Origin of the sequence: Streptomyces brasiliensis (assembly GCF_014647875.1) — a bacterium.
GTDB classification, from domain to species: domain Bacteria; phylum Actinomycetota; class Actinomycetes; order Streptomycetales; family Streptomycetaceae; genus Streptomyces; species Streptomyces brasiliensis.
This window is the reverse complement of sequence record NZ_BMQA01000021.1, coordinates 72843-96410: the sequence shown is the minus strand read 5'-3', so window position 1 is coordinate 96410 and position 23568 is coordinate 72843. Positions and strand designations below refer to the sequence as shown.

Below are 23568 nucleotides of genomic sequence, written 5' to 3'. Positions count from 1 at the left end.
CGATGGTCGGGGTGGCGGGATTTGAACCCACGGCCTTCCGCTCCCAAAGCGGACGCGCTACCAAGCTGCGCCACACCCCGTCTGGTGCGACACGTAGGGTACATGCCCGCAGGCAGTGAGGCTGCCGCAATTCCGGAGCGCATGGGTGCGTGGGGGCGCGGGCCGGGTCGGGACACGGAATGGGGTGTGCGGCGACGGCACCCGACCCGCTACGATGCCTCCTGTGCCGCGGTCACCTGACCTGCGGTGCGACACGCGCGGGCGTAGCTCAATGGTAGAGCCCTAGTCTTCCAAACTAGCTACGCGGGTTCGATTCCCGTCGCCCGCTCTGTACGGCGAAGGCCCAGGCGAGAGGCTGTTTTCCTCTCCCTGGGCCTTCGGTCGTTCCGAGCGCCGACAGGTCCCGCATGTCCCCGTCGTGCCCCTTCCGGCGCCGACGCCGCTCCAGAGCGTCGATCACAGGGCGTCCCCCGCGTGCCGAAGACGATGTGCTGGCCCGCCTCGCTCTTGCGCGCCTTGTGGATCCGCTTGCCGCTGTGAACACGTCCCGCACGGACGCAGTGGGCCGCTGGGCCGCTCCGGGGCGTTCACCGTGCCGCCGGCGTCAGGGGCCGTGATCACTCGCCGGGGCAGGTCCAGCCCCGGGTCAGCGAGCCGGGACCCCAGATCGTCCATAGAATGACATCGGAGATAGTCGCGCTCGCGAACCCTGGAGAGCGCGTATGTCACTGGACATCGATTTCGCAGCCTTCTGCGACGCCACACCGAGCCCATATCTGGTAATGGACATGGCTATGGTGATCCGCTACGTCAACCCGGCGTACCTGCAGGTCACCGGACGGAGCAGCGAAGAGCTGATCGGGAAGTACTTCTTCGACGCCTGGCCGGAAAACCCCGGCGCTCCCGAGGGCGGCGCAGAACACCTGAAGGCGTCATTGGTGGAGGCCCTGAACACCGGGAAGCCAGGCACCCTGACGCTGCAGCGCTACGACCTTTCCGCCCCCGAGCGGCCGGGCAGGTTCGAGGAGCGGTGGTGGTCCGAGGTCCACACCCCGGTTCCCGGGCCGGACGGCAGTGTGAAGTGGATCGTCCAGCAGGTCGAAGACGTCACCGCCTTCGTCCGCTCACTCACGGCACCTCAGCTCACGCTCACCGAGCGCGACAGCGGCGTGGCAGCCGAGCTCTACGTCAGGGCGCGCGAGCTGCACCGGCTGAACCAGGAACTGCGCCAGGCCCACGCCCGCGAACGACAGATCGCCGTCACCTTGCAGGAGGCCTTGCTCGACGACCCAGACCTGCTCCGGTACGACAACATCGCCGTGCGGTATCTGCCCGCGACCACGTCACTCAACGTGTGCGGCGACTGGTACGACATCGTCGACCTGCCACCCGACCGCTACTCGGTGGCGGTCGGAGACGTCGTCGGCCATGGCCTGCACGCCGCGGCCGTCATGGGCATGCTCCGCAGCGCCCTGAGTGCAGCAATCCGGGCCCTCCCGAGCCCTGCCCAGGCCCTGGAAATCCTCGGCCTGTACGCGCGCTCCATGGAAGGCGCGACGGCCGCAACCGCGGTGAAGGCACTCATCGATCCCCGCACCAGACTGATCATCTACAGCAGTGCCGGGCACCCGCCGCCCGTCCTGCTGCATCGCGACGGGAGCTGCGAGCTGCTGGACCAAGCCACCGATCCCCCGCTCGGCGCCCGCCTGCATCATGTCCCCCGTCCGCAGGCCAGCGTGCCCTACTCCCGGGGAGACACGCTCGTGCTCTACACCGACGGGCTGATCGAGCGCCGCGACGAGGACATCTACACCGGCCTGGCCCGCCTGACCAGAGTCCTGGCTCAGGCCACCACCCTTGCCGCCGACCGGATGGCAGACACCCTGCTGGCTCGCCTCGGGGTCGCCAACGGCGGCAGCGACGACATAGCGTTGGTCGTCATCCGCCTATGACTTCGAGCGACACAGCGCACGTCACCGGGCCGTGCCCCGTGCGTGCCCGATCGGACGGCGGGTGGCGGGGAGCAAGAGGGAACGTACTCTTCCTGGGCCTTCGGCCGTTCCGGGACACTGGCCCGACCTGACGGGACCCGTGATCGGGGCAAGGCTGCCGGTCGCGGGAATCGAGACCTGTCGCGACGCCCGGCGGCCGTCAGAAGCTGATCGAGTTGATCGTCTCGGCTATCGAGTCGAGGAAGCGGTTGATGGACGGGGCCATGCCCGTCGAGGCGAGGAAGAAGCCGAAGAGCACCGCGACGATCGCCGGGCCGGGCTTGATGCTGCCTCCCCTGATCAGCACCACCAGGATGATCGCCAACAGCAGCACCACGGACAGTGAAATGGCCACAACTGATCACACCCTCGGTCGGTTCGCTCTCCCGGCCTGGGGTACGGCCCCGCACCCCCGCCAGAACCATCGTGCCACCAACCCGGCCCCCGTATGCGGCCCGTGACGCATCGTCGGGTGACCGGTTGTCCCGGGTGACCTTCCGCACGGTAATTCGAGGGAGTCGGCACACCGTCGCCGCACGGAAATTGCCATGCATCGTTGCCGTGTCCACACAACGTGTGCGCGGGTAATTCGAATTGTTGACGCAGAGAGGATCTTATGCACCAATTAGTCAGGACGAATATGGACATTAGGGGCACTCTGGAGAGTCCGGCGTGCCGACCATCACGTGGACATGGGCGTCAACTTCTGTAAATCCGGGGGTAGCTGAAGCACTTAACCAGGAAAGAAGGACGGGGTTTTACGAAATCCCACAGACGACGCTAGGGTGCCTGAGATGTTCGATGCCGCCTCGTCCCCCGGCCAGCCCCGAAGGCCACTCCCCCCGGCGCAGTCGCCGCCGGACGGAGTGCCGAACCCGCGCACCGCGACGAGTTCGCGGTCGCAGCCGGAACAGGCGGCGAGATCCGGCAAATCCGGCAAACAGCGCGACGCGTTCTTCGACAACGCCAAGTACCTGGCGATCGTACTCGTCGCCATGGGACACTCCTGGGAGCCGCTGAAGGATGACAGCCGGATCCTGGAGGGCCTGTACACCGTCGTGTACAGCTTCCACATGCCGGCGTTCATCATCATCTCCGGCTACTTCTCGCGCAGTTTCGACATGCGCCCCGACCGGCTGAAGCGGCTGATCACCGGCGTCGCCGTGCCGTACATCATCTTCGAGACGGCCTATCCGCTCTTCAAGCGGGTCGTCGACCACGACCCCGGCCAGGAGATCAGCCTCCTCGATCCCTGGTATCTCACCTGGTTCCTGGTCGCGTTGTTCGTCTGGCGCCTGACCACCCCGGTGTGGAAACTCGTCCGCTGGCCCCTCCCGCTGGCGATCGGCATCGCGATGCTGGCGTCCGTCAGCCCCAGCATCGGCGACGACCTGGACCTTCAGCGCGTGCTGCAGTTCCTGCCGTACTTCGTGCTCGGCCTGTGCATGAAGCCGGAGCACTTCCGACTCGTGCGCCGCCGCTGGGTGCGTGTCGCCTCCGTGCCGGTGTTCCTGTTCGCGATCGCCTTCGGCTGGTGGGCGGTGCCGCGCATGAACACGGCGTGGTTCTACCACCGCGACTCGGCGCAGGAACTGGGCGCGCCCTGGTGGTGCGGCCCGGTCATGGTGCTCGCGATGTTCGGCTGCTCGCTGCTGCTGACGGCCTGCTTCTTCTCCTGGGTGCCGGGCCGGAAGATGTGGTTCACCACGCTGGGCGCCGGCACGCTGTACGGCTATCTGCTGCACGGTTTCCTGGTCAAACTGGGCGACTACCGGGGCTGGTTCGACCACGCCTTCCTGCACCGCCCGCTCGGCGAGATCCTGGTGACACTCCTCGCGGCGGCCGCCGTCACGCTGCTGTGCACGCGGCCCGTGCAGCGGGTGTTCCGGTTCGCGATGGAGCCGAAGATGGAGTGGGCGTTCAAGCAGGACGCCGCCGAACTGGCCCGCGAGCGGCAGCGCAAGGAACGCGAGCGCGAGAAGGTCAGCGCGTAGCCGAACCGCGCTCGGCCGACCCGTCGAGACCGAGAAGTGCGCGCATGCGGGCATACTTCTCGGTCAGTCGTTTCCGGGTGGGTCCGTCCAGGACCGAGAGGCGGTCCGGGTCCGCGTTGTGCGCCAGGTCCGCCTCCTTCACGAGCAACGCGCCGGGCGTGGCGAGGATGCGCCGCGCGTACGCCTCCGGCTCCTCCCCCGCACGCTTGGTGACCGCGCGCACGACGTCCTTGGTACGAGGGCTCAGCGCGGCCGCCGTCAGCCACTCGTCCGTCAGCTTGTCGTCCTCGACGGAGTCGTGCAGCCAGGCTGCGGCGATCTGCTCCTCGTCGCCGCCGCGGGTGCGTACGCCCTCGGCCACGGCCCGCAGGTGTTCGGCGTAGGGCTGTCCCGCCTTGTCCGTCTGCCCCTCGTGGGCGGCTCGCGCGACGGCCTCGGCCTCGGCCAGGGTGAGCTGGGGACGCTGCGTGTCGGTCACGCCTCAAGTATGTCCGCGGTAGGGGTCTCGGTGCTGCCCCCGTACGACCTGGCGTGGATGACGGGTCAGCGCAGGGCGGGAGCCGTCGCCTCGCGGCAGATCAGCAGCAGCGCGCGGTCGTCGTTGACGTCCTTGGCGACCGCTTCGATGAGATGCCAGGCGGCTCCGTGGAAGCCGCCGGCGACATAGCGGTCGGCCTCGCCGGTCAGCCTGTCCATGCCCTCGACGATGTCCCGGTCGGACGTCTCCACCAGGCCGTCCGTGAACAGCATCAACACGTCACCGGGCCGCAGCGTGCCCTTCACGGGGTCGAACTGCGCCCCGTCGTACACGCCCAGCAGCGGTCCCTCGGCCGCCTTCTCCTCCCAGCGCCCACTGCCCGCGCTGAGCTGCAGCCCCGGCGGATGGCCCGCGGAGTACAGCTCGTAGTCCCCGGAGTCGACGTCCAGGACCAGGTGGATCGAGGTCGCGAAGCCCTCGTCCCAGTCCTGGCGCAGCAGATAGCCGTTGGCGGCCGGGAGGAAGGCGTGCGGGGGCAGCGAGCCGAGCAGGCCGCCGAACGCGCCCGACAGCAGCAGGGCGCGCGACGCCGCGTCCATGCCCTTGCCCGACACGTCCGTGAGCACGGCCTCCAGGGTGCGGCCGTTGTTCGTACGGGCCGCGACAACGAAGTCACCGGAGAACGACTGGCCACCCGCGGGCCGCAGCGCCATCTCCCGGTGCCAGCCGTGCGGCAGCGTGGGCAGCTTGCTCTGCACCCGGATCCGCTCGCGCAGGTCGAACAGCATCGTGCCGCCGCGCCGCCAGGGCACCCCGACCCGGCTGCGGAACTGCGCCGTGAGCAGCCCGAAGAAGCCACAGGCGGCGACCACGAGGACCACGCCCGGGGTGACCCGGGACGGCCCTTCCGTGTACGGGCCGAGCTGCACCGACTCCACGATCAGCGCCGTGGCGGCCGCCGCGTACAGGCCGAGCAGGCTCGCCGGGCGCAGCAGCAGGCCGCCCGCGACGATCGGCAGCACCAGCGTGCCCGGCGAGCACCACACCGAGTTGGCGAGTGTCATGACAGCGAGCACGGGGATGGTCAGCAGCAGTCCGACGAGCGCGATCCAGTCCGAGCCGTCGCCGCGGAAGTAGTCCACGGCGCTTCTGCGCACGCCGACGCGGGCCCGGTGCCACTGCATCCTGCACCGAGCCGTGAACGTCTCGGCCTTCGCGCGCCGTTCTCGTTCTGCTGCCATTAGTTCGGGACCCTATCCATCGGACCTGCTGCTCGGCACGGGAGGTCCCACTTGTCCCCCGTCCGAGGCTGAACTTCACAGTGAACTTCACCGGGCGGTCGCCCGCTGGTCTCCGGGAGAAATTCGCTCGCTCGTCCCGCAATGCCCTGGTACGCATGTTTCATGGGGACAGACCTTGCGCAAGACCGGGCCGTGGAGCTGCGGGAGCCGCGGCGGGACGAACTGGACGAGTGGTACGACAGCCTGCTGCGGGCCTTCGGCGGGATGCCGGAGTCGGCCGAGGAGCGGGACGCATGGCTCGCGGTCCTCGAGACCGAGCGCGCCATCGGCGCGTTCGACGGGGACGCGTGCGTCGGTACGGCCGGGGCGTACAGCTTCCGCCTGACCGTGCCCGGCGGAGGCACGGTGCGGGCGGCGGGCGTGACCATGGTGAGCGTGGCCGCCACACACCGGCGGCGCGGGGTGCTGACGTCCATGATGCGGCGGCAGTTGGACGCCGTACGGTCGTGGGGCTGGCCGCTGGCCGTCCTGACCGCGTCGGAACCGGACATCTACGGGCGGTTCGGGTACGGCGCCGCGACGTTCCACGTCAACACCGAGGTCGACACGGCGCGGGTACGGCTGTCGGTGCCGCCCGGCACGGACGACGTACGGCTGCGGTACGCCGCGCCGGCCGATGTCCTCGACGCCTGCGAGGAGTTGTACACGCGCCGGGTGCCCGAGCGGCCCGGGATGCTCGCGCGGCTGCCCGGCTGGGAGCGACTTCAGCTGCTCGATCCGGAGGCCGGGCGGGACGGGGCGTCACCGCTTCAGTGCGTGGTGGCCGAGCGGGCCGGGGAGTTCGTCGGGTACGCGCGGTTCCGGGTGAAGCCGGAGTGGGAGACGGCCGGACCCAAGGGCACGGTGGTCCTCGAGGACATGGAGGCGGCGGATCCGGCCGCGCACGCGGCGGTGTGGCGCTTCCTGTTCGACATCGACCTGACGTCCACGCTCACCGCACGGGGACGGCCGGTGGACGAGCCGTGGCTGCGGATGGTGTCGGACGTTCGGCGGTGCCGGCTGACGCTGCGGGACTCGCTGTACGTACGGCTGGTGGACGTCGGGGCGGCGCTGGAGACGCGGACCTATCAGGCGCCGGTGGACGTCGTGTTCGAGGTCGAGGACGCCTTCTGCCCCTGGAACGCCGGGCGTTGGCGGCTCACCGGGGACACGAAGGGGGCGGTGTGCTCACGCACCGGGGACGCGGCCGATCTCGCCCTGACCGTACGGGAGTTGGGCGCGGCGTATCTCGGTGGCGTGTCGCTGGCGTCGCTGGCGGGAGCCGGGCGGGTGCGGGAGCTTCGGAGCGGGGCGCTGGCGGAGGCTTCCGTGGGGTTCGGGGCGGCTGTGGCGCCGTGGCTGCCGCACGGGTTCTGACGATCGGACGGTTGCGTCACCCGCGCTGGCAGGTGGGGCACCAGAAGAGGTTGCGGGCCGCCAGGTCCGCGGTGCGGATCTCCGTGCCGCAGATGTGACAGGGCAGGGCGGCCCGGCGGTAGACGTACACCTCGCCGCCGTGGTCGTCGACGCGGGGCGGACGGCCCATCGCCTCGGGGGTGTGCTCGAGGCGGACCGTGTCGATGCGGTTGTTGCGGACGCCCTCGCGCATGAGGTCGACCAGGTCTCCCCAGATCGCGTCCCACTCCGTGGGGGTGATGTCCCGGCCTTGGCGGTACGGGTCGATGTGGTGCCGGAAGAGGACCTCGGCGCGGTAGACGTTGCCGACGCCGGCGATGACCTTCTGGTCCATGAGGAGCGCGGCGATGGTGGTGCGGCTGCGGGAGATTCTTCGGTACGCGGTGTGCGGGTCGGCGTCCGGGCGGAGGGGGTCGGGGCCGAGACGGTCGTGTATCGCGCGTTTCTCGTCGTCCGTGATCAGTTCGCAGGTCGTGGGGCCGCGGAGGTCGACGTAGGCGGTGGTGTTGGCGAGGCGGAGGCGGACCGTGTCGGTGGGCGGGGGTGCGGGGGTGTCACCGAAGGCGACCTTGCCGAAGAGGCCGAGGTGGATGTGGATCCAGTCCGGGGTGTCGGGGGTGCGGAAGCCGAGGAGCAGGTGTTTGCCGTGAGCCTCTGTCCGGGTCAGCTGTGTGTTGTCGAGCAGGGCCGCGGCGTCCGAGAACTTGCCCTGGGGGCTGGTTGCGCGGACGCGCGTGCCTGCGAAACGTTCGGCGTAGTCCTGTGCCAGCCGGTGGATCGTGTGCCCCTCTGGCACGGTGGCCGTGTCCTTCCGTGTTCTTGCCCGCCTACCCGACTCGGTAAATAGAGAGGCCCCCTGACCCGGGGCTCCGCCCCGGTCCCCGGCGGGGACTGTGTCGCCTGCACCTCTCGCGGGGCTCCGCCCCTGCACCCTTCCGAGGTCCCTGGGCGGAGCCTCAGGCGGTGGACTCAGTCCTGCTGCGGGTGGTGCGCGGGGACCGGCGGGAGTTCACCCGTCGTTTCGTACTTCGTCAGCATGTTGATCCGGCGGATGTGGCGCTCGTCACCCGAGAACGGGGTGTTGATGAACGTCTCGACGAACTTCGTCGCCTCCTCCGTGGAGTGCATGCGCGCGCCCACCGCCACGACGTTGGCGTTGTTGTGCTGGCGGCCCAGCGACGCCGTCTCCTCGCTCCAGGCCAGCGCCGCACGCACGCCCTTCACCTTGTTGGCGGCGATCTGCTCACCGTTGCCGGAGCCGCCGATGACGATGCCGAGGGACTCGGGGTCGGCGGCCGCGCGCTCGGCGGCGCGGAGGCAGAAGGGCGGGTAGTCGTCCTGGGCGTCGTAGATCAGGGGGCCGCAGTCGACCGGGTCGTGACCCGCCGCCTTCAGCCATTCGACGAGGTGGTTCTTGAGTTCGAAGCCCGCATGGTCGGAGCCGAGATACACGCGCATGTGATGAGTGTGACACGGCCGAATCGGGGCAGCAGTCTCGGGTTGCCAGAAGCAGAGCCGAAGACAAACTGTGAGTCACGCCATAGAACCTCAAGGGAACCTCAAGTAACGATCCGGAATCAAAGGTTCCAGAATTTGTTCGCCTCGGATTCACTGGACCGGCTCGTACACCGCTCGCACCACCTTCGTACGAGAGCCCGTACCGGCTCGTCACAGTGACGTCCCCCGCCGTACGGGAAACCGCTCCACCGGCGCAAAGGAATTCCGTCCATGACCCCTGGTTCCGGACTTCAGGCAGGCCTCAAGAACCGACATCTGTCGATGATCGCCATCGGTGGCGTCATCGGCGCAGGACTCTTCGTCGGGTCCAGCTCCGCCATCGCGACCGCGGGCCCCGGCATCCTCCTGTCGTACGCCCTCGTCGGCACGCTCGTCGTCCTCGTGATGCGCATGCTCGGTGAGATGTCGGCCGCCAATCCGACCTCCGGCTCGTTCTCCGCGCACGCCGACCGGGCGCTCGGCCGCTGGGCCGGGTTCTCCATCGGCTGGCTGTACTGGTTCTTCTGGGTCGTGGTGCTCGCCGTCGAGGCGACCGCGGGTGCCTCGATCCTCGAGGGATGGGTTCCGGCCGTACCGCAGTGGGCCTGGGCACTCATCGTGATGGTGGTACTCACCGCCACCAACCTCGTCTCCGTCGGCTCCTACGGCGAGTTCGAGTTCTGGTTCGCCGGGATCAAGGTCGTCGCGATCGGCGCGTTCATCGTCATCGGCCTGCTGGCCGTCTTCGGTGTGCTGCCGGGCGTGGACGCGGAGAAGGCGAGCTTCGGCAACCTCACCGACCACGGCGGTTTCCTGCCCAACGGGCCCGGCACCATCCTCACCGGTGTGCTGCTCGTCGTCTTCTCCTTCATGGGCAGCGAGATCGCGACGCTGGCCGCCGGTGAGTCGGAGAACCCGCAGCGGGCCGTCACCAAGTCGACCAACAGCATCATCTGGCGTATCGGTGTCTTCTACCTCGGCTCGATCCTCGTGGTCGTCTCGCTGCTGCCGTGGAACGACCCCTCGATCAAGGAGAAGGGCTCCTACGTCGCCGCCCTCGACTCCCTCGGCATCGCGCACGCCGGCGAGATCATGAACTTCATCGTGCTGACCTCGGTGCTGTCCTGTCTCAACTCCGGCCTCTACACGGCCTCCCGCATGGCCTTCTCGCTCGGCCAGCGCGGTGACGCGCCCAAGGTGTTCGCGAAGACCACCTCCCGTGGTGTGCCGATGGCGGCGATCATCGCCTCCGTGCTCTTCGGCTTCGTCGCCGTCTTCTTCAACTACAAGTTCCCGGACTCTGTCTTCCTCTTCCTGGTCAACTCCAGTGGTGCGGTCGCCCTGTTCGTGTGGCTGGTCATCTGCTTCTCGCAGCTGCGCATGCGGAAGATCATCCAGCGCGAGGCGCCGGAGAAGCTGGTCGTGAAGATGTGGCTGTACCCGTACCTGACCTGGGCCACGGCCGCGGTGATCGTCTTCGTCCTCGGCTACATGCTGACCGACACGGAGGGGGAGAGCAGCGGGCGTACGACCGTGCTGCTGTCGCTGCTCGTCGCCGCCGTGGTGATCGTGATCGCCGTGGTGCGGCAGAAGGTCGGTGGCGGACGAGCCGCCGCTGCCGTCGAGGCCGAGCCGCACGACAAGGTCTCCGTCGGCTGACCCGGTCGGTCCATCGGTCCGCGGTCGGACGACCGGTCGAGAAGAGCTTCACCGTCACAGCACGGTGAAGCTCTTCTCGGCTTTGTCGTACCGGGCGAGCGCTGTTGTCTCGATCTCCGGGCAGTGGTGAGTTCAATCTTCTCGTCGTCGGTTTCGACGGCCTGAAGGTCACTGACGCCAACGGCTGTCCGGCGATCACAGACAAAGATCTGCCGGAGGGATCCAACAGCGGTTTCAGCTGTCCAGTCGGGTCGCTCGCCGCCGGCGCCGCCAAGTCGTACGACGTCGACGCCACGTTCGACCTCGGCAGAACCGGGAAGATCTGTCTGCCCGCCCAGAGCACCGACGGCAAGAAGACCTTCTGACACCGGGGCCCGGTGCCGACGTGCTGCCGCTCGGCGCGACCGGTGCCGCTCTCGTCGTGGCGGGCGCGGCGGGGCTGTGGCGGTCCCGGCAGCGGCCGCAGCAGCAACCGCAGGGGCGTGGACATGGTGACGGCCTGACCTGACGACGGTGTCAGGTCAGGCCGTCACAATCCGGCGCGTGTCAGCGCTTGTTCGCGAACTTCCAGGCCGTCGGCAGCGCGCCCATCGCCAGCGCGGCCTTGAGGGCGTCGCCGATCAGGAACGGGGTCAGGCCGGCCGCGATCGCCGCGGAGGCGGACAGGTCGGCGGCGACGGCGAGGTAGGGGACGCCCACCGCGTAGATGATCGCCTCGCCCAGCACCATCGTGCCCGCCATGCGCAGGGCCGAGCGATCGGCGCCGCGGCGGGCCAGGGCGCCCACGACGGTGGACGCGAGGATCATGCCGAGGATGTAGCCGAAGGAGGGGGCCGCGGAGCCGGAGGTGGCGCCCGCGAACCACGGCACGCCGACGACGCCCGCGAGCGCGTACAGGGCGAGGGAGAGGAAGCCCCGGCGGGCGCCGAGCGTGGTGCCGACCAGCAGCGCGGCGAAGGTCTGGCCGGTCACCGGCACCGGGGAGCCCGGCACGGGGACGGAGAGCTGGGCCGCGAGACCGGTGAGCGCCGCACCGCCGAGCACGAGGGCGACGTCCCGCACGCGAGAGGCGGGCAGGAGGTCGGCGAGGACTTCACCGGGGCGAGCGATGGCGGTGGCGGTGCTCATGAGGACTCCGCTTGAGGTGAGGGCACGGGGGAACACCGCGACGCTACCTCGGCGTCCTCGAGCCGATCACCGTCAGCGCTCGACAAAGGCTGGAACACGGGCTTGGTGGGCTCCGGACAAAGGATGGCGGTTACACGCGGTACGGCGTGACACCGCTCACTGGGGTGGTGTGCGGTCCGGCATACGCAGGGGGTCGGGGCCGCGTCTGTGGAGTTTCACCGAACGGGCGCCGGCAGCTCCCGGCCTGGCCGGTGGCTCTCCGCGTCCCGATCCTCCGGTCGGGCTCGATCGAGGGCGACGCCTCGCCCCGCACCCGCGTCGCCGCGTAGCCGCGACCTCACACACCGTGCGGCGAGTGTCCGGATAGCGGGCGGCCTCCCCTTCCCAGCGGACAGGGCGCTCAGACTGTGGGCGATTTTGCCCACCTGTCGGACGGGACGAGCCGCGTACATGCCCAGCACCACAGTCGAGACACCGCCGCAGCACGACCAGCGGGAAGGCGTCTCCCTCTCCCACGGACTCAAGCAGCGCCATCTGTCGATGATCGCCCTCGGCGGGGTGATCGGCGCGGGTCTGTTCGTCGGTTCCGGCGCGGGCATCGCCGCCGCCGGCCCCTCGATCGTCGTCGCCTACGCGATATCCGGCCTCCTGGTGATGCTGGTGATGCGGATGCTCGGCGAGATGTCGGCCGCGTATCCGTCGTCCGGTTCCTTCTCGGCGCACGCCGAGCGGGCCATCGGACCGTGGGCCGGGTTCACGGCGGGCTGGTCCTTCTGGGTGCTGCTGTCCACGGCCGTCGGCCTGGAGGGCATGGGCGCCGCGCACATCGTCAGTGGCTGGCTGCCCGGCACGCCCGAGTGGGCGTGGGTCGCACTGTTCATGGTGGTGTTCTGCGGCACGAACCTGGCCGCCGTGAAGAACTTCGGCGAGTTCGAGTTCTGGTTCGCCGCGCTGAAGGTCGGCGCGATATCCCTGTTCCTGGTCCTCGGCGTACTGGCCGTGGCCGGTGTGCTGCCGGGCACGGACTCCCCCGGCGCCTCGAACCTGACCGACTTCCTGCCGGGCGGCGGGGAGGGCCTGATCGTCGGCCTGCTCGCCTCGGTCTTCGCGTACGGCGGCATCGAGACCGTCACCATCGCCGCCGCCGAGTCGGAGAACCCGGTGCGGGGCGTGTCGGGCGCCGTCCGCACGGCGATGTGGCGCATCGCGCTGTTCTACGTCGGCTCGATGGCCGTCATCGTCACGCTCGTCCCGTGGGACTCGCCGGAGGTCATCGAGAAGGGCCCGTACGTCGCCGCCCTCGACCACCTCGGCATCCCCGGCGCCGGGCAACTGATGAACGTCGTGGTCCTGGTGGCCCTCCTGTCGGCGATGAACGCCAACGTCTACGGCTCCTCACGCATCGCCTACTCGCTGGTCGGGCGCGGGCAGGGCCCGAAGGCGCTGGGCCGGGTGTCCGGCGGGGTCCCGCGCGTCGCGGTCCTGACGTCCTGCGTCTTCGGCTTCGCGTGCGTGCTGCTCAGCTACTGGCGCCCGGACGACGTCTTCGCCTGGCTGCTGAACATGATCGGCGCGGTCATCCTGGTCGTCTGGATCTTCATCGCGGCCTCCCAGCTGCTGCTGCGCCGCCGTATGGAGCGCGAGTCGCCCGAGAAGCTGGTCGTGCGGATGTGGGCGTTCCCGGTGCTGACCTGGGTGGCGCTGGCCGGGATGGCGGCGATCTTCGTGCTGATGGCCTGGCAGGCGGACACGCGGGTGCAGCTGTATTCGACCGGCGGGATGACGCTGGTGCTGGCAGCGGTCGGCTATGTCCGGCAGCGGATGCGCGCCTGAGCCTCCGCCCGGGCCGGTTGCGCCCCGAAAGGCCCTCGCGGTGCAGCCACGGGGGCCTTTCCGCTGCCGGCTACGCAAGGCCGCGGCCACGACGCAGGGTTCGGGCTGGGGCGTCCTCGCGTACGAGCCGCTGAGCAGACGGATGGTCGTGGAGCAGGTCCACGACCACGACGAAGGGACTGGCCCCGCGAGGGCGTGACTCGCGGGGCCTGTCCTGTTCGCGGGCTGGCGCGGTCGTGGGAGCCGGGCCGACACTGGGGCATCCGTCCGCCGCGGGCGGGGCTTCGTGACAGCCGGGGGGCGCGCATGGAGTTCAAACGGTGCCCGAACTGCGGCGGACCGCTTCAGGCGTTCCGCCCGCTCACCGCCGAGGAGAAGGCGTTCGTCCGGAAGGAGAAGCCGGGCTTCCCGCCCGAGGCGTACGTCCGCTGCACCCGGGAGGGCTGCCGCCGCTACCAGCGCATCCTCAACTGGAAGGACGGCGGAGACTTCCCCCCGCCGGACGACACGTGAGACTCACAGGTTGCTGAAGTCCGGACCCTTGGTGCGCGTGCGCTTGATCTCGTAGAAGCCCGGCACCGAGGCGACCGCGAGGGTGCCGTCCCACAGGCGAGCCGCCTCCTCGCCCTTGGGCGCGGGGGTGACGACCGGGCCGAAGAAGGCGAGCTGCTCGCCGTCGGAGCCCGGGACCGAGATGACCGGGGTGCCGACCTCCTGGCCGACCTTGTCGATGCCCTCCTTGTGGGAGGCGCGCAGCTCGGCGTCGAACTCGAAGTCCTGCTGGTCGGCGTAGTCGAGCAGGTCGGCGGGGAGCCCCACGTCCTCGAGGGCGCCGGCGATGGCCTCGAGGGTCGCGCCCTCGTCGTTGTTGTGAATGCGGGTGCCGAGCGCGGTGTACAGCGGGCCGAGAACGTCCTCCCCGTGCTTCTGCCAGGCGGCGGTCACCACGCGCACCGGCTTCCACGCCTTGGTGGAGAGCATCTCCCGGTACTCGTCGGGCAGCTGGTCCAGCTTGTTCTCGTTCAGCACGGCCAGGCTCATGATGTGCCAGTGGACCTCGATGTCCCGGACCTTCTCCACTTCGAGCACCCAGCGGGAGGTCATCCAGGCCCAGGGGCACAGCGGGTCGAACCAGAAGTCGACGGGGGTCTTGCCGGAACTGGTCGCGGTCGTCTCGGGCATGGCTCTCCTCAGCGAGCGGTAAAGCAATCTTTTCAGCGGGCAACGCCGCGCCCGGGCGTCCCATTCCCGGCTGCCCCCTATCAGGGGCACATGGGAGGATCGGTCCTGATCACCCGTATCGCGACCATGAGGGAGTGCCGCCCGTGCCCGGTGAGAATCTGTCCCGCGACGAGGCCCGGGAGCGGGCCGCCCTGCTGTCGGTCGACGGGTACGACGTGTCCCTGGACCTGCGGTCCGCCGTCGGCGGCGACGGGGAACCGCAGGCCCAGCCAGGCGAGCCGCGCACGTTCCGCTCGGTCACCACGCTGCGGTTCCGGTGCAGCGAGCCTGGTGCGTCGAGCTTCGCCGACCTGATCGCGCCGAGCGTCACCGCCGTCTCGCTCAACGGCCGGGACCTCGACCCCGGCGAGGTCTTCGACGGCTCCCGGATCACGCTGGAGAACCTGGCCGCCGAGAACGAGCTGGTCGTCGACGCCCAGTGCGCCTACTCGCGCACCGGTGAGGGCATGCACCGCTTCGTCGACCCGGAGGACGGCGAAGTATACCTCTACACGCAGTACGAGCCGGCCGACTCCCGCCGGGTCTTCGCGGGCTTCGAGCAGCCCGACCTCAAGGCACCGTTCCGCTTCGAGGTACGGGCGCCGGAGGGCTGGACGGTGTGGAGCAACGGGGAGGGCGAACTCACCGACGGGATCTGGCGGTTCGCGGAGACGAAGCCGATCTCGACGTACATCACCTGCGTGGTGGCGGGCCCGTACCACTACGTGACCGACTCCTACGAGCGCACCTTCGAGGACGGCACGAAGCTGGAGATCCCGCTCGGCGCCCTGTGCCGCAAGGGCCTCGCGCCGTACTTCGACGCCGACGACGTCTTCCTGATCACCAAGCAGGGCCTGGACTTCTTCCACGACCACTTCGACTACCCGTACCCGTTCGGGAAGTACGACCAGGCGTTCGTGCCCGAGTACAACCTGGGCGCGATGGAGAACCCGGGTCTGGTGACCTTCCGGGAGGAGTACATCTTCCGCGGCAAGGTGACGCAGGCGTCGTACGAGAGCCGGGCAAACGTCATCCTGCACGAGATGGCACACATGTGGTTCGGCGACCTGGTCACCATGGTGTGGTGGGACGACCTGTGGCTGAAGGAGTCCTTCGCGGACTTCATGGGGACGTTCGCGAACGTCGGCGCGACCCGCTTCACGAACGCCTGGGTCACCTTCGCCAACCGCCGCAAGGCGTGGGCGTACCGCGCCGACCAGCTGCCGTCCACGCACCCCGTCACGGCGGACATCCATGACCTGCAGGACGCCAAGCTGAACTTCGACGGGATCACGTACGCCAAGGGGGCTTCGGTGCTGAAGCAGCTCGTCGCGTACGTCGGCCAGGACGCGTTCCTGGAGGGCGCCCGGCGCTACTTCAAGCGGAACGCGTACGGCAACACCCGCCTCGGCGATCTGCTGTCGGTGCTGGCGGAGACCAGCGGCCGGGACATGGCGGCCTGGGCGCGGTCCTGGCTGCAGACGGCCGGGGTGAACTCGCTGACCCCGCAGGTGCTGCTCGACGCGGAGGGCCGGGTGACCGAGCTGGCCGTGCTCCAGGAGGCGCCCGAGTCGCACCCCCAGCTGCGCCCGCACCGGGTCGCGGTGGGTCTGTACCGCCGTACTCCGGAGGGGGAACTGGCGCGGTACGCGCGCGCTGAGACCGACGTCGACGGTCCGCGCACGGTCGTACCGGAACTGGCCGGCGCCGAGGCGCCGGAGCTGGTCCTGGTCAACGACGACGACCTCACGTACTGCAAGACCCGCCTCGACGAGACCTCGCTGGCGACCCTGCGCGGCCACCTGGGCGCGCTGACCGATCCGCTCGCCCGTGCCCTGTGCTGGTCGGCGCTGTGGAACCTGACGCGCGACGCGCTGCTGCCGGCACGGGACTTCGTGGATCTGGTGCTGCGGTACTCGGGCCGCGAGTCGGACATCGGCGTGCTGCAGATGCTGCACGCGTGGGCGAACTCGGCGCTGGTGCACTACGCGGCGCCGGAGTGGCGGTCGACCGGTGAGCGGCTGGTCGCCGAGGGCGCGCTGGAGGAGCTGCGGCAGGCCGAGCCGGGCAGCGAGCACCAGCTGGCCTGGGCGCGTTTCTTCGCGGCGGTGGCGTCGGCCGAGTCCGACTTCCAGCTGCTGCAGGGGCTGCTGGAGGGCACGGCGAAGATCGACGGGCTCGAGGTGGACCAGGAGCTGCGCTGGGCGTTCCTGGAGCCGCTGGCCGCGCACGGGTTCGCGGCCGAGCAGGCCCTGGCGGCGGAGCTGGCCCGCGACGACACCGCCTCCGGCAAGCGCCACCACGTCCGCTGTCTGGCCGCGCGGCCCTCGGCGGCGGTGAAGGCGCAGGCCTGGGCGCAGGTCGTGGAGTCGGACGCGCTGTCCAACGCGCTGGTCGAGGCGACGATCGCGGGCTTCGCACAGCCGTCGCAGCGGGAACTGACCGCGCCGTACACGGAGAAGTACTTCGCGGCGATCGAGCGGGTGTGGTCGGAGCGGTCGATCCAGATCGGCATGGACGTGGTCCGGGGCCTGTTCCCGGCCTACCAGGACGACCAGGAGACGCTGGACGCGGCGGACGCGTGGCTCACGTCCCACGAGGGGGCCGCCCCGGCGCTGCGCCGGCTGGTCCTGGAGGCGCATGACGACCTCGCCCGGTCGCTGCGCGGACAGGCCTGTGACGCTGGGGCCACCACCTCTGGCCAAAGCTCGGCCCGTCCGTGACCGTTACGGAATTCAGGCAATAGGAGCCGTAACCCCTGGTCCGCACCCAGACGGACCAGGGGTTTCTCCGCCCTACTCGGCATCCGAACACCCGTCCTTTAGTGCGGCCTTGTCCGTCTTTGTCGACGAGCGTGTAACAGCGGTTAAAGGGCGGATCGGGCGCGGGAATCGGGTGGGCATGACCCACAACACCCCGCTCTCCCCCCGCCCCCTCCGCGAGCTCGACGACAGCCACGGCGGCGTGCTCACGACCGGGCAGCTGCGCTCCCACGGCGTCTCGACGGCCGAGCTGAACGAGCAGTGCCGCCCCGGCGGGCCCTGGCAGCAGATCCTCCCCCACGTGATCCTGCTCCACCCCGGCCCGCCGACCAGCGAGGAGCGTCTGCACGCGGCGCTGCTGTACGCCACGCGCCAGTCGACGGTGGGGGTGCCGGCCCAGACCCGCCCGGAGGGCCGGCACCGCTCGCCGTACCCGGAGGCGATGATCACAGGCCTGGCGGCCCTGGCCCTGTACGGCTTCTCGTCGGCGCCCTCCCTGCCGGCCCTGGCCCGCATCGACGTCCTGGTCCCGCGGCTGCGCCGGCTGCGCTCGACGAACACCGTCCAGATCATCCGCACGCCGGACATGCCCACCCCACGGCAGGTCACGTGCATTCCGGTCGCGCCGGTCCCGCGCGCCCTGGCCGACGCGGTGGCGGAGCTGTCGGACGCGGCCTCGGTCCTGCGTCTGATGACGGAGACGGTCCGTGCTGGCCACTGCGAACCGGCCGCCGTGGTACGGGAGTTGACCCAGGCGAAGCTGCTTTCCCGCCCGCATGTGGTGGGCGCGGTCGACTCCCTGGTGGCGGAGGGCCGGGCACGGGCGGAGGACCACCTCTACCGGATGGTGCGCGAGTACGGCCTCCCGGAACCGATCTGGAACGTCGACCTGCGCCTGCCGGGCGGCCCGCACCTCGGCGGCGTCGACGCGTACTGGCCGGACCAGGCGGTGGCGATGGAACTGGACACGCGGGCCCCGCGCCAGGACGAGGACGCCCTGTGGTCGGAGTACGCCCGCAAGCGCGAGCACCTGGAACGCCTGGGCATCACGGTCGTGTACGTGACCCCGAAGAAGCTGCGGCACGCGATGGAGGAGCAGGCGGCGGTGACCCGCACGGCCCTCATGGCCGCGAACGACCGCGAACCCGCAGCGTACGTGGTGGTCCTGCCCCGGTAGTGACGCGCACCCGGGGACGCAAAGGAGGGGAGAGGAGGGGCCATCGGGACATCGCGTCCCGGTGCCCCCTCTTCATGCGTGCCGCCGTGGGGGAGGCGAGCTTCCCGGCGCGGCCGAGGTGCCGGGTCCGGTGGTCGTCCCTACCGCGGACCCGTTCGACGACGACACCCTGTCCAGCCGTACGGCACACCGGGCGGGCGCGCGTCGTGCGGCTCCAGGGCCGCGGGCACGGATGGATGCCCCAGGACCCCGACGCCTCCGTGCGACTGCTGCAGGAGTTCTTCTCCGAGCTCTCCGCGCGCTGAGCATCCGCCGGGACCGGGACCACGGTCCCGACCGGGTCCCCCTACACCTGCCCGCCGAGGTCCGGACTGAGCTCGTCGCTCGACCGGCCGGTGCTGGAGGCGTGCACCCCGTCGAGCAGCGTGGCGTGCGCCGCGATCATCCTCGTACGGCTGAAGCGCTCGCGGGCGGCGGCCAGGGCAGGGGCGAGTTCCTCGCGGCCGGCGATCGCCGCCGACCACGCGAGCGCGATGGCGCCGGGGTCCGGCGGGGTGACGAAGCCGTGGCCCGTGACGATCGCCGCGCTGTCGCCGACGTCCGTCGTCACCGGGACGGCGCCGCACATCATGCCCTCGATCAGACACAGGGGCGCCGCCTCGCCGGTGGACGAGGTGAGCGCGACGACGTCGGAGCCGGCGTGCACGGCCTCCATGTCGCGCCGTACCCCCAGCAGATGCACCCGCTCGGCCAGGTCCCGGTCCCCGTGGAACGCGATCTCGATGTCGGCCCGCAGGGACGGGTTGGCGTCCGTCATGCCCGCGCCGCACATCAGCACGTGTCCGCCGCCCTCGCGGCCGAGCCAGGCCCGTGCCGCCCGCAGGAAGAGCGGGACGTTCTTCATCGTGGCGTACCGGGCGGCGAAGACGATCACGGGAGCGCCGGCCGTGATGCCGAGGGACGACCGGAACGCGAGCCGCACCGCCGGGTCAGGCCGGAACCGCAGCAGGTCGACGCCGTTCGGTATGACGTGGAGCAGTTCGGCCGGGATCCCCGCGGCCGCGTACGCGTCCCGCGTCGACTCGGCACAGCACACGCATGCCACGACCGTGCCGTCCGCGATCGCCGCCTTCAGCTCGTCCAGTGCCGGGCCCTGGTTCTCGGGGTCGGAGCGGTGGAGGCATACGACCACCGGGCGGCGCGGGAGCCCTGCCTGGTTCAGCAGGGCCAGGGGTTGCTCCTTGAGGGAGAGGAGCACGTCCGCCCCCGCCATGGCACGGGCGGTTTCGGCCAGCTCGGGCCCGCTGAAAACCGACGCCGCGACGGACCCGTCGACCAGCCCTGCGCTGCGGTCCAGGGAGGTGACGCCGACGCCGCCTGCCGTGAGCGCGCGGTAGCAGGCGTCGTCCTCCATCCGCTGCCGGGCGGCCTCGCGGCGCACCTCGCCATGGATGCTGAGCACCTGGTGGGACTGGCCGCCCTCGACCAGTCCCAGGACGACGTCACTGTGGACCATCCGGGCTCCGCCGGAGAAGAATCCCTCGTAGACCGAGAGCACACGCAGTCCGTGCCTCGCGCGCACACGACCACCCGCCTTGCACATGAATCGAGCCATCCCCGTGAACAGCGGGTTAGCCGATATGAGGCGGTACAGACGTTACGGGCCAATGAACTGGATGCTTCCGTTCTGGGTCGGCCGGGACGTTTTTCAGCCCTTCTTCAGCACCAGCTCCGTGTTGCGGTCCGCCGCGTGCCCCGCCAGCTTGTCGCTGGCCCCCGGAGCGTTGAAGGACAGCTCGCGGTACAGGGCCGCGAGGCCCGTCTGGGAGAGGTCCGCGAAGTCCGTGCGGTGCGGGGCGGCCGCCTCGATCAGCGTCGTGAACAGCGAGATCGTGCCGTCCTTGTTGTCCACCACCTCGATCACCCGGGCCAGCTGCGGGTAGTCGACGTGGGAGGCGGTGGAGATCTCCCAGAAGGAGCGGCCGTCGGAGGCGCTGTGCGGGGTGATGTCGTTGCGGTGGATGTGGCCGTTCACCCAGGCCAGCACGTTGGCGTGGGCGCCCAGCACGGACACCACCTCGGAGCCGTTGTGGCGCCGCTCGCCGGGGCGGGCCGGGTCCGGGCGGGTGTTGGTCATCGTCTTGCTGGTGTGGTGGCTGAAGACGATCGCGTACGAGTCCTTGTTGTCCCGCAGCGTCTTCTCGAGCCACTTCAGCTGGGCGGTGCCGATGGAGCCCTCGTAGTGGCCGCCCGCGTCGGTGGTGTCCAGGCTGATGCCGATCACGTCGTCGGAGATGCGGAAGGCGTAGTACTGGGTGCCGGCGTCCAGGTTGGCCGTCGAGTAGCCGTGGCCGGCCGGGCCGACGCCCTGGTAGGCCGGGTCGAGGTGGGCCTTGAGGTAGTCGGCGGCGGTGTAGGGGGCACGCCTCTCGTCGGGCGTGACGGACCGCATGTCGCGGGCGTGCGCCTTGAGCAGGTCCCGGAAGCCCACGCCCTTGGGGTCGGTGGCGTTCTTGATGGCGTCCTGGAGCTTCTTCGCCTCGGACGCGGAGAGGTTCATCAGCTTCTTGCCGCCCATGGCGAACTCGGCGAGCCAGGAGTCGCCGTGGCCGTAGCAGCCGAGCGGCAGGGCGTCGTGGTTGCCGACGGTGGAGTACCAGGGCAGGTTGAGGCCGGGGCTGCGGACCTCGCGGATCGCGGCGGCCAAATAGCCGTTCAGATGCGGGAATCCGAGCGCCTTGTCGCCGTCGCGCGTGGTCGAGTCGGGCTGCCAGAACAGCTTGAGGCCGCTGTTCTGCACGCCCTCGTAGTGCCGCGCGTCACCGGAGTTGGGCGTGATGCGGCCGCCGCTCATGATCTTCATGTACCACTCCAGCTCGGAGTGGGCGTTGTTGTCGGTGTTGTCGCCGGTGGTCATGACGAAGTGCAGCGGGGCGCCGGTGACGGGGGCACCCCGCAGCGCGTTGACCCGCTCGACGAGCGAGACGGCACCGTGCACGGTGAGCGCCTCCTGCGGGCGCCAGGCGTGCGGGTCGGTGGAGCGCAGGAACTCCAGGCGCAGCGGGTGCTGGACGTCCATCAGGTGCAGGTCGGTGAACTGCACGAACGCGGCGATGGGCGAACGGCGGTTCTCCCGGCCGGACTTGGCGGCGGCCAGGTCACCGCGCACGACACGCTTCCAGCCGGGGCCGTCGGCCAGGCGGCGGTAGCCGGAGCTGCCCTGCGGTGCGGAGACGGAGGCGAGCGTCGTGCCCTTGGTGTAGGGGGCGAGCGGAGCGGCCGGAGCCCCGGTCGAGCGAAGCCGGGACTGAGGGGAGGAGTTGGCGGCGGGCGCCTCGGAGGTGGTGGGTGCGGGGGTGGCGGCCTCGCTGTCGGTGGGCCGCAGGGCGTAGCCGACGCCCGCGGAGACCGACACCGCCCCGGCGGCGGCGAGGACGGTACGGCGGTTTACCCCCAGCGCGGAGGTGGCGACAGAGCGTATGCGCGACATGGCGCGGTCTCCCCGAGTGCGATCGCGTCGGCAGTGGTCGCGGGACGATCGCTGTCGCGAACATCCCGCTCACTCTGGATCGTTGGCAGCGGGGGTGACCTGCGCGTGAACGAGGCGGCAACGCACAGCGCCGATCACCGTACGTGGATCACGGTGTACGGGCCGCGGTCATGGACCGGATTTCGGGTGGCCCGGGGGCGGTCACTCCGCGTTCATCTGCGGGGGCAGGGGAGGGGTTCCGGGGTTCGGGAAGCGTCCGGTCACCGGGCGTTCGCGCCACAGCCGCAGGGCCGTGTCGATGAGCGCGACCCGGGTCAGCCCGGGCACGTCGGTCAGGTCCTGCCAGGCGGCCAGGTCCGTGGAGCCGCCGACCTCGTGGCGGAGTTCACCGCCGGTCACACGGGCCTCGTAGACGAGCCGTACGGCGTGATGGTCGACGGTGCGGCCGAAGCGGCGCGGCAGCGTCCGACGCAGGGAGTCCACGCCGAGGAGACCGGTCACCTCGATCCGATAGCCGGTCTCCTCCGCGACTTCACGGCGGACGGTGTCGTACGGGTCCTCGCCGTGCTCCATGCCGCCGCCGGGCAGGACCCACTCGGGGGTGCCGTCGGGGGCGGGGGAACGGGCGAGCAGAAGCTGTCCGTCGCGGACGCACACGGCGTAGGCCGCCACCCTCAAATTGGAGCGCACACAGGGACGTTAACCCGGCGGGACCGGATCGGCAGGCGAGTACTCGGGTGCCGACCAGCGCAGGGGCAGCGCCGGGGGCGTCGCCGTCACCGTCGCCGAGGAACGCGTACCGCCGGTCACAGCACTAGCAGCACGAAGCCCAGGACGTCCTGGTAGAAGGCGAGCGAGCGGGCGAGATCGGTGACGTTCAGGCCGGTGTGGCCGGTGCGCAGGGTCATGACGGTCCCTTCGGAAAACTCATAACCTCTCTCACCCTATTTATAGGTTAGATGTTCGGCATGTCAACCGGTCACGTACCCTTGAGTGGTTAGCTAGCAAGGAGTCCCCATGACCGGCGCCCCCGACCCCCGCCCGCTCACCGGCGAGCCCCTGGCCCTCGACCTGCTCAACACACGCTGGAAGCAGGGCGGGGAACTTCGGGACCTCCTCACCGACACCGACGGGCTCGCGGTGTGGCTCGCGGGCAACCGGCTGGACGGCACGTACGAGGCGGACGAGAAGACACTGCGGCATCTGCGCCAGGCGCGGGACGCGCTGCGGGCCGCGGTGGACGGATCACCCGAGGAGGGTGCCGAGGCCGTCGACGCCGTACTCGCGCGCGGGCGGATCCAGTTGGGACTCACCGCCCAGGGACCGGTCGAGCGGCCCGAGTTCGGCGACCCCTCCTGGGGGCCGGCGTGGCTCGCCACGCGCAACTATCTGGAGTTGCTCACCACCGCCCCGGACCGGATCCGCAGCTGCGCGAGCGACACATGTGTCCTGCACTTCTTCGACACCTCACGCAACGGCACCCGGCGCTGGTGCTCGATGGCGGGCTGCGGCAACCGCGCGAAGGCGTCCCGCCACTATGCGCGTTCACGCGCCTGAAACATCCGCGAATGCGGAGTGAAAGATCACCCTTTGGACGTCTAAGTCCCCCGTGGCGTATGGCGGAAGTACGCCATGGTTCCAT

20 protein-coding genes, 2 tRNA genes and 2 pseudogenes are annotated in these 23568 nt (G+C 70.1%); 12 read left to right on the top strand and 12 right to left on the bottom strand.

Annotation, left to right across the window (positions count from 1 at the left end; genetic code table 11):
* Positions 1–3 precede the first annotated feature (3 nt).
* Positions 4–80: transfer RNA gene (locus tag IEZ19_RS27680), tRNA-Pro, on the bottom strand.
* Between the two features lie 177 nt (positions 81–257).
* On the opposite strand from IEZ19_RS27680, the gene IEZ19_RS27675 reads away from it, so the two are divergent.
* Both IEZ19_RS27675 and IEZ19_RS27670 read left to right on the top strand, forming a co-directional pair.
* Positions 258–328: transfer RNA gene (locus IEZ19_RS27675), tRNA-Gly, on the top strand.
* A 394-nt stretch (positions 329–722) separates the two neighbouring features.
* Complete coding sequence (locus tag IEZ19_RS27670; RefSeq protein ID WP_189314023.1) at positions 723–1952, top strand: SpoIIE family protein phosphatase; 1230 nt, start codon at positions 723–725, stop codon at positions 1950–1952.
* A gap of 199 nt (positions 1953–2151) precedes the next feature.
* On the opposite strand, the gene IEZ19_RS27665 is transcribed toward IEZ19_RS27670, so the two are convergent.
* The gene (locus tag IEZ19_RS27665; protein WP_189314022.1) at positions 2152–2346 is read right to left on the bottom strand and encodes a hypothetical protein; all 195 of its coding nucleotides are present in this window, start codon (positions 2344–2346) and stop codon (positions 2152–2154) included.
* Between the two features lie 439 nt (positions 2347–2785).
* Here IEZ19_RS27665 and IEZ19_RS27660 point away from each other — a divergent pair, with 439 nt between their 5' ends.
* Positions 2786–3985, top strand: a complete 1200-nt coding sequence (locus tag IEZ19_RS27660) for an acyltransferase family protein (protein WP_189314021.1) — start codon at positions 2786–2788, stop codon at positions 3983–3985.
* Here IEZ19_RS27660 and IEZ19_RS27655 read toward each other — a convergent pair.
* Positions 3975–4463, bottom strand: coding sequence for an HD domain-containing protein (locus tag IEZ19_RS27655; protein WP_189314020.1), 489 nt, complete (start codon positions 4461–4463; stop codon positions 3975–3977). The two genes, IEZ19_RS27660 and IEZ19_RS27655, sit on opposite strands and share 11 nt — an antisense overlap.
* Positions 4464–4528: 65 nt before the next feature.
* On the bottom strand, positions 4529–5704 hold the full coding sequence (locus IEZ19_RS27650) for a PP2C family protein-serine/threonine phosphatase (protein WP_189314019.1): 1176 nt from the start codon (positions 5702–5704) through the stop codon (positions 4529–4531).
* Positions 5705–5866: 162 nt separating this feature from the next.
* Between IEZ19_RS27650 and IEZ19_RS27645 the strand changes: the two genes are divergently transcribed.
* A complete protein-coding gene (locus tag IEZ19_RS27645; protein ID WP_229840883.1) occupies positions 5867–7120 on the top strand; it encodes a GNAT family N-acetyltransferase in 1254 nt (417 codons plus the stop codon).
* Between the two features lie 16 nt (positions 7121–7136).
* Here IEZ19_RS27645 and IEZ19_RS27640 read toward each other — a convergent pair whose 3' ends face one another.
* Both IEZ19_RS27640 and IEZ19_RS27635 read right to left on the bottom strand, forming a co-directional pair.
* Complete coding sequence (locus IEZ19_RS27640) at positions 7137–7955, bottom strand: Fpg/Nei family DNA glycosylase (RefSeq protein WP_189314017.1); 819 nt, start codon at positions 7953–7955, stop codon at positions 7137–7139.
* 173 nt (positions 7956–8128) lie between these two features.
* On the bottom strand, positions 8129–8617 hold the full coding sequence (locus IEZ19_RS27635; protein ID WP_189314016.1) for a ribose-5-phosphate isomerase: 489 nt from the start codon (positions 8615–8617) through the stop codon (positions 8129–8131).
* A 270-nt stretch (positions 8618–8887) separates the two neighbouring features.
* Between IEZ19_RS27635 and IEZ19_RS27630 the strand changes: the two genes are divergently transcribed.
* Both IEZ19_RS27630 and IEZ19_RS53600 read left to right on the top strand, forming a co-directional pair.
* On the top strand, positions 8888–10315 hold the full coding sequence (locus IEZ19_RS27630; protein ID WP_189314015.1) for an amino acid permease: 1428 nt from the start codon (positions 8888–8890) through the stop codon (positions 10313–10315).
* A 104-nt stretch (positions 10316–10419) separates the two neighbouring features.
* Complete coding sequence (locus tag IEZ19_RS53600; protein WP_373297058.1) at positions 10420–10680, top strand: hypothetical protein; 261 nt, start codon at positions 10420–10422, stop codon at positions 10678–10680.
* A gap of 181 nt (positions 10681–10861) precedes the next feature.
* On the opposite strand, the gene IEZ19_RS27620 is transcribed toward IEZ19_RS53600, so the two are convergent.
* Positions 10862–11443: a biotin transporter BioY gene (locus IEZ19_RS27620; RefSeq protein ID WP_189314014.1), complete on the bottom strand. Its 582-nt coding sequence runs from the start codon at positions 11441–11443 to the stop codon at positions 10862–10864.
* 450 nt (positions 11444–11893) lie between these two features.
* Between IEZ19_RS27620 and IEZ19_RS27615 the strand changes: the two genes are divergently transcribed.
* From IEZ19_RS27615 to IEZ19_RS27605, 3 genes and pseudogenes are all read left to right on the top strand, one after another.
* Complete coding sequence (locus tag IEZ19_RS27615) at positions 11894–13276, top strand: amino acid permease (protein WP_189314013.1); 1383 nt, start codon at positions 11894–11896, stop codon at positions 13274–13276.
* 58 nt (positions 13277–13334) lie between these two features.
* Positions 13335–13460, top strand: a pseudogene (locus IEZ19_RS27610) (Fe-Mn family superoxide dismutase); the annotation flags it as partial.
* A 122-nt stretch (positions 13461–13582) separates the two neighbouring features.
* On the top strand, positions 13583–13789 hold the full coding sequence (locus tag IEZ19_RS27605; protein ID WP_189314012.1) for a hypothetical protein: 207 nt from the start codon (positions 13583–13585) through the stop codon (positions 13787–13789).
* A gap of 3 nt (positions 13790–13792) precedes the next feature.
* Here the strand turns inward: IEZ19_RS27605 and IEZ19_RS27600 are convergent, their stop codons facing one another.
* Positions 13793–14458 (bottom strand): mycothiol-dependent nitroreductase Rv2466c family protein, encoded by a 666-nt coding sequence (locus IEZ19_RS27600; protein ID WP_189314011.1) that lies wholly within the window; start codon positions 14456–14458, stop codon positions 13793–13795.
* Positions 14459–14601: 143 nt separating this feature from the next.
* Between IEZ19_RS27600 and pepN the strand changes: the two genes are divergently transcribed.
* Both pepN and IEZ19_RS27590 read left to right on the top strand, forming a co-directional pair.
* Positions 14602–17220, top strand: a complete 2619-nt coding sequence (pepN, locus tag IEZ19_RS27595; protein ID WP_189314010.1) for an aminopeptidase N — start codon at positions 14602–14604, stop codon at positions 17218–17220.
* Between the two features lie 178 nt (positions 17221–17398).
* Entirely contained in the window at positions 17399–18436 is a 1038-nt protein-coding gene (locus IEZ19_RS27590) for a hypothetical protein (RefSeq protein ID WP_189314009.1), read from the top strand.
* 346 nt (positions 18437–18782) lie between these two features.
* On the opposite strand, the gene IEZ19_RS27585 is transcribed toward IEZ19_RS27590, so the two are convergent.
* The 4 genes and pseudogenes from IEZ19_RS27585 to IEZ19_RS27570 all read right to left on the bottom strand — a co-directional run.
* Entirely contained in the window at positions 18783–19994 is a 1212-nt protein-coding gene (locus tag IEZ19_RS27585) for a glycosyltransferase (protein ID WP_189314045.1), read from the bottom strand.
* 150 nt (positions 19995–20144) lie between these two features.
* Entirely contained in the window at positions 20145–21926 is a 1782-nt protein-coding gene (locus tag IEZ19_RS27580; protein ID WP_189314008.1) for a TIGR03767 family metallophosphoesterase, read from the bottom strand.
* Between the two features lie 201 nt (positions 21927–22127).
* Entirely contained in the window at positions 22128–22616 is a 489-nt protein-coding gene (locus IEZ19_RS27575; RefSeq protein ID WP_229840880.1) for an NUDIX hydrolase, read from the bottom strand.
* An 85-nt stretch (positions 22617–22701) separates the two neighbouring features.
* Positions 22702–22834 (bottom strand): annotated as a pseudogene (locus tag IEZ19_RS27570) (VOC family protein); the annotation flags it as partial.
* Between the two features lie 109 nt (positions 22835–22943).
* Here IEZ19_RS27570 and IEZ19_RS27565 point away from each other — a divergent pair.
* Positions 22944–23483 carry a CGNR zinc finger domain-containing protein gene (locus IEZ19_RS27565; RefSeq protein ID WP_189314006.1) on the top strand — a complete coding sequence of 180 codons (540 nt, stop codon included), beginning with the start codon at positions 22944–22946 and terminating at the stop codon, positions 23481–23483.
* The last annotated feature ends 85 nt before the right edge of the window (positions 23484–23568 follow it).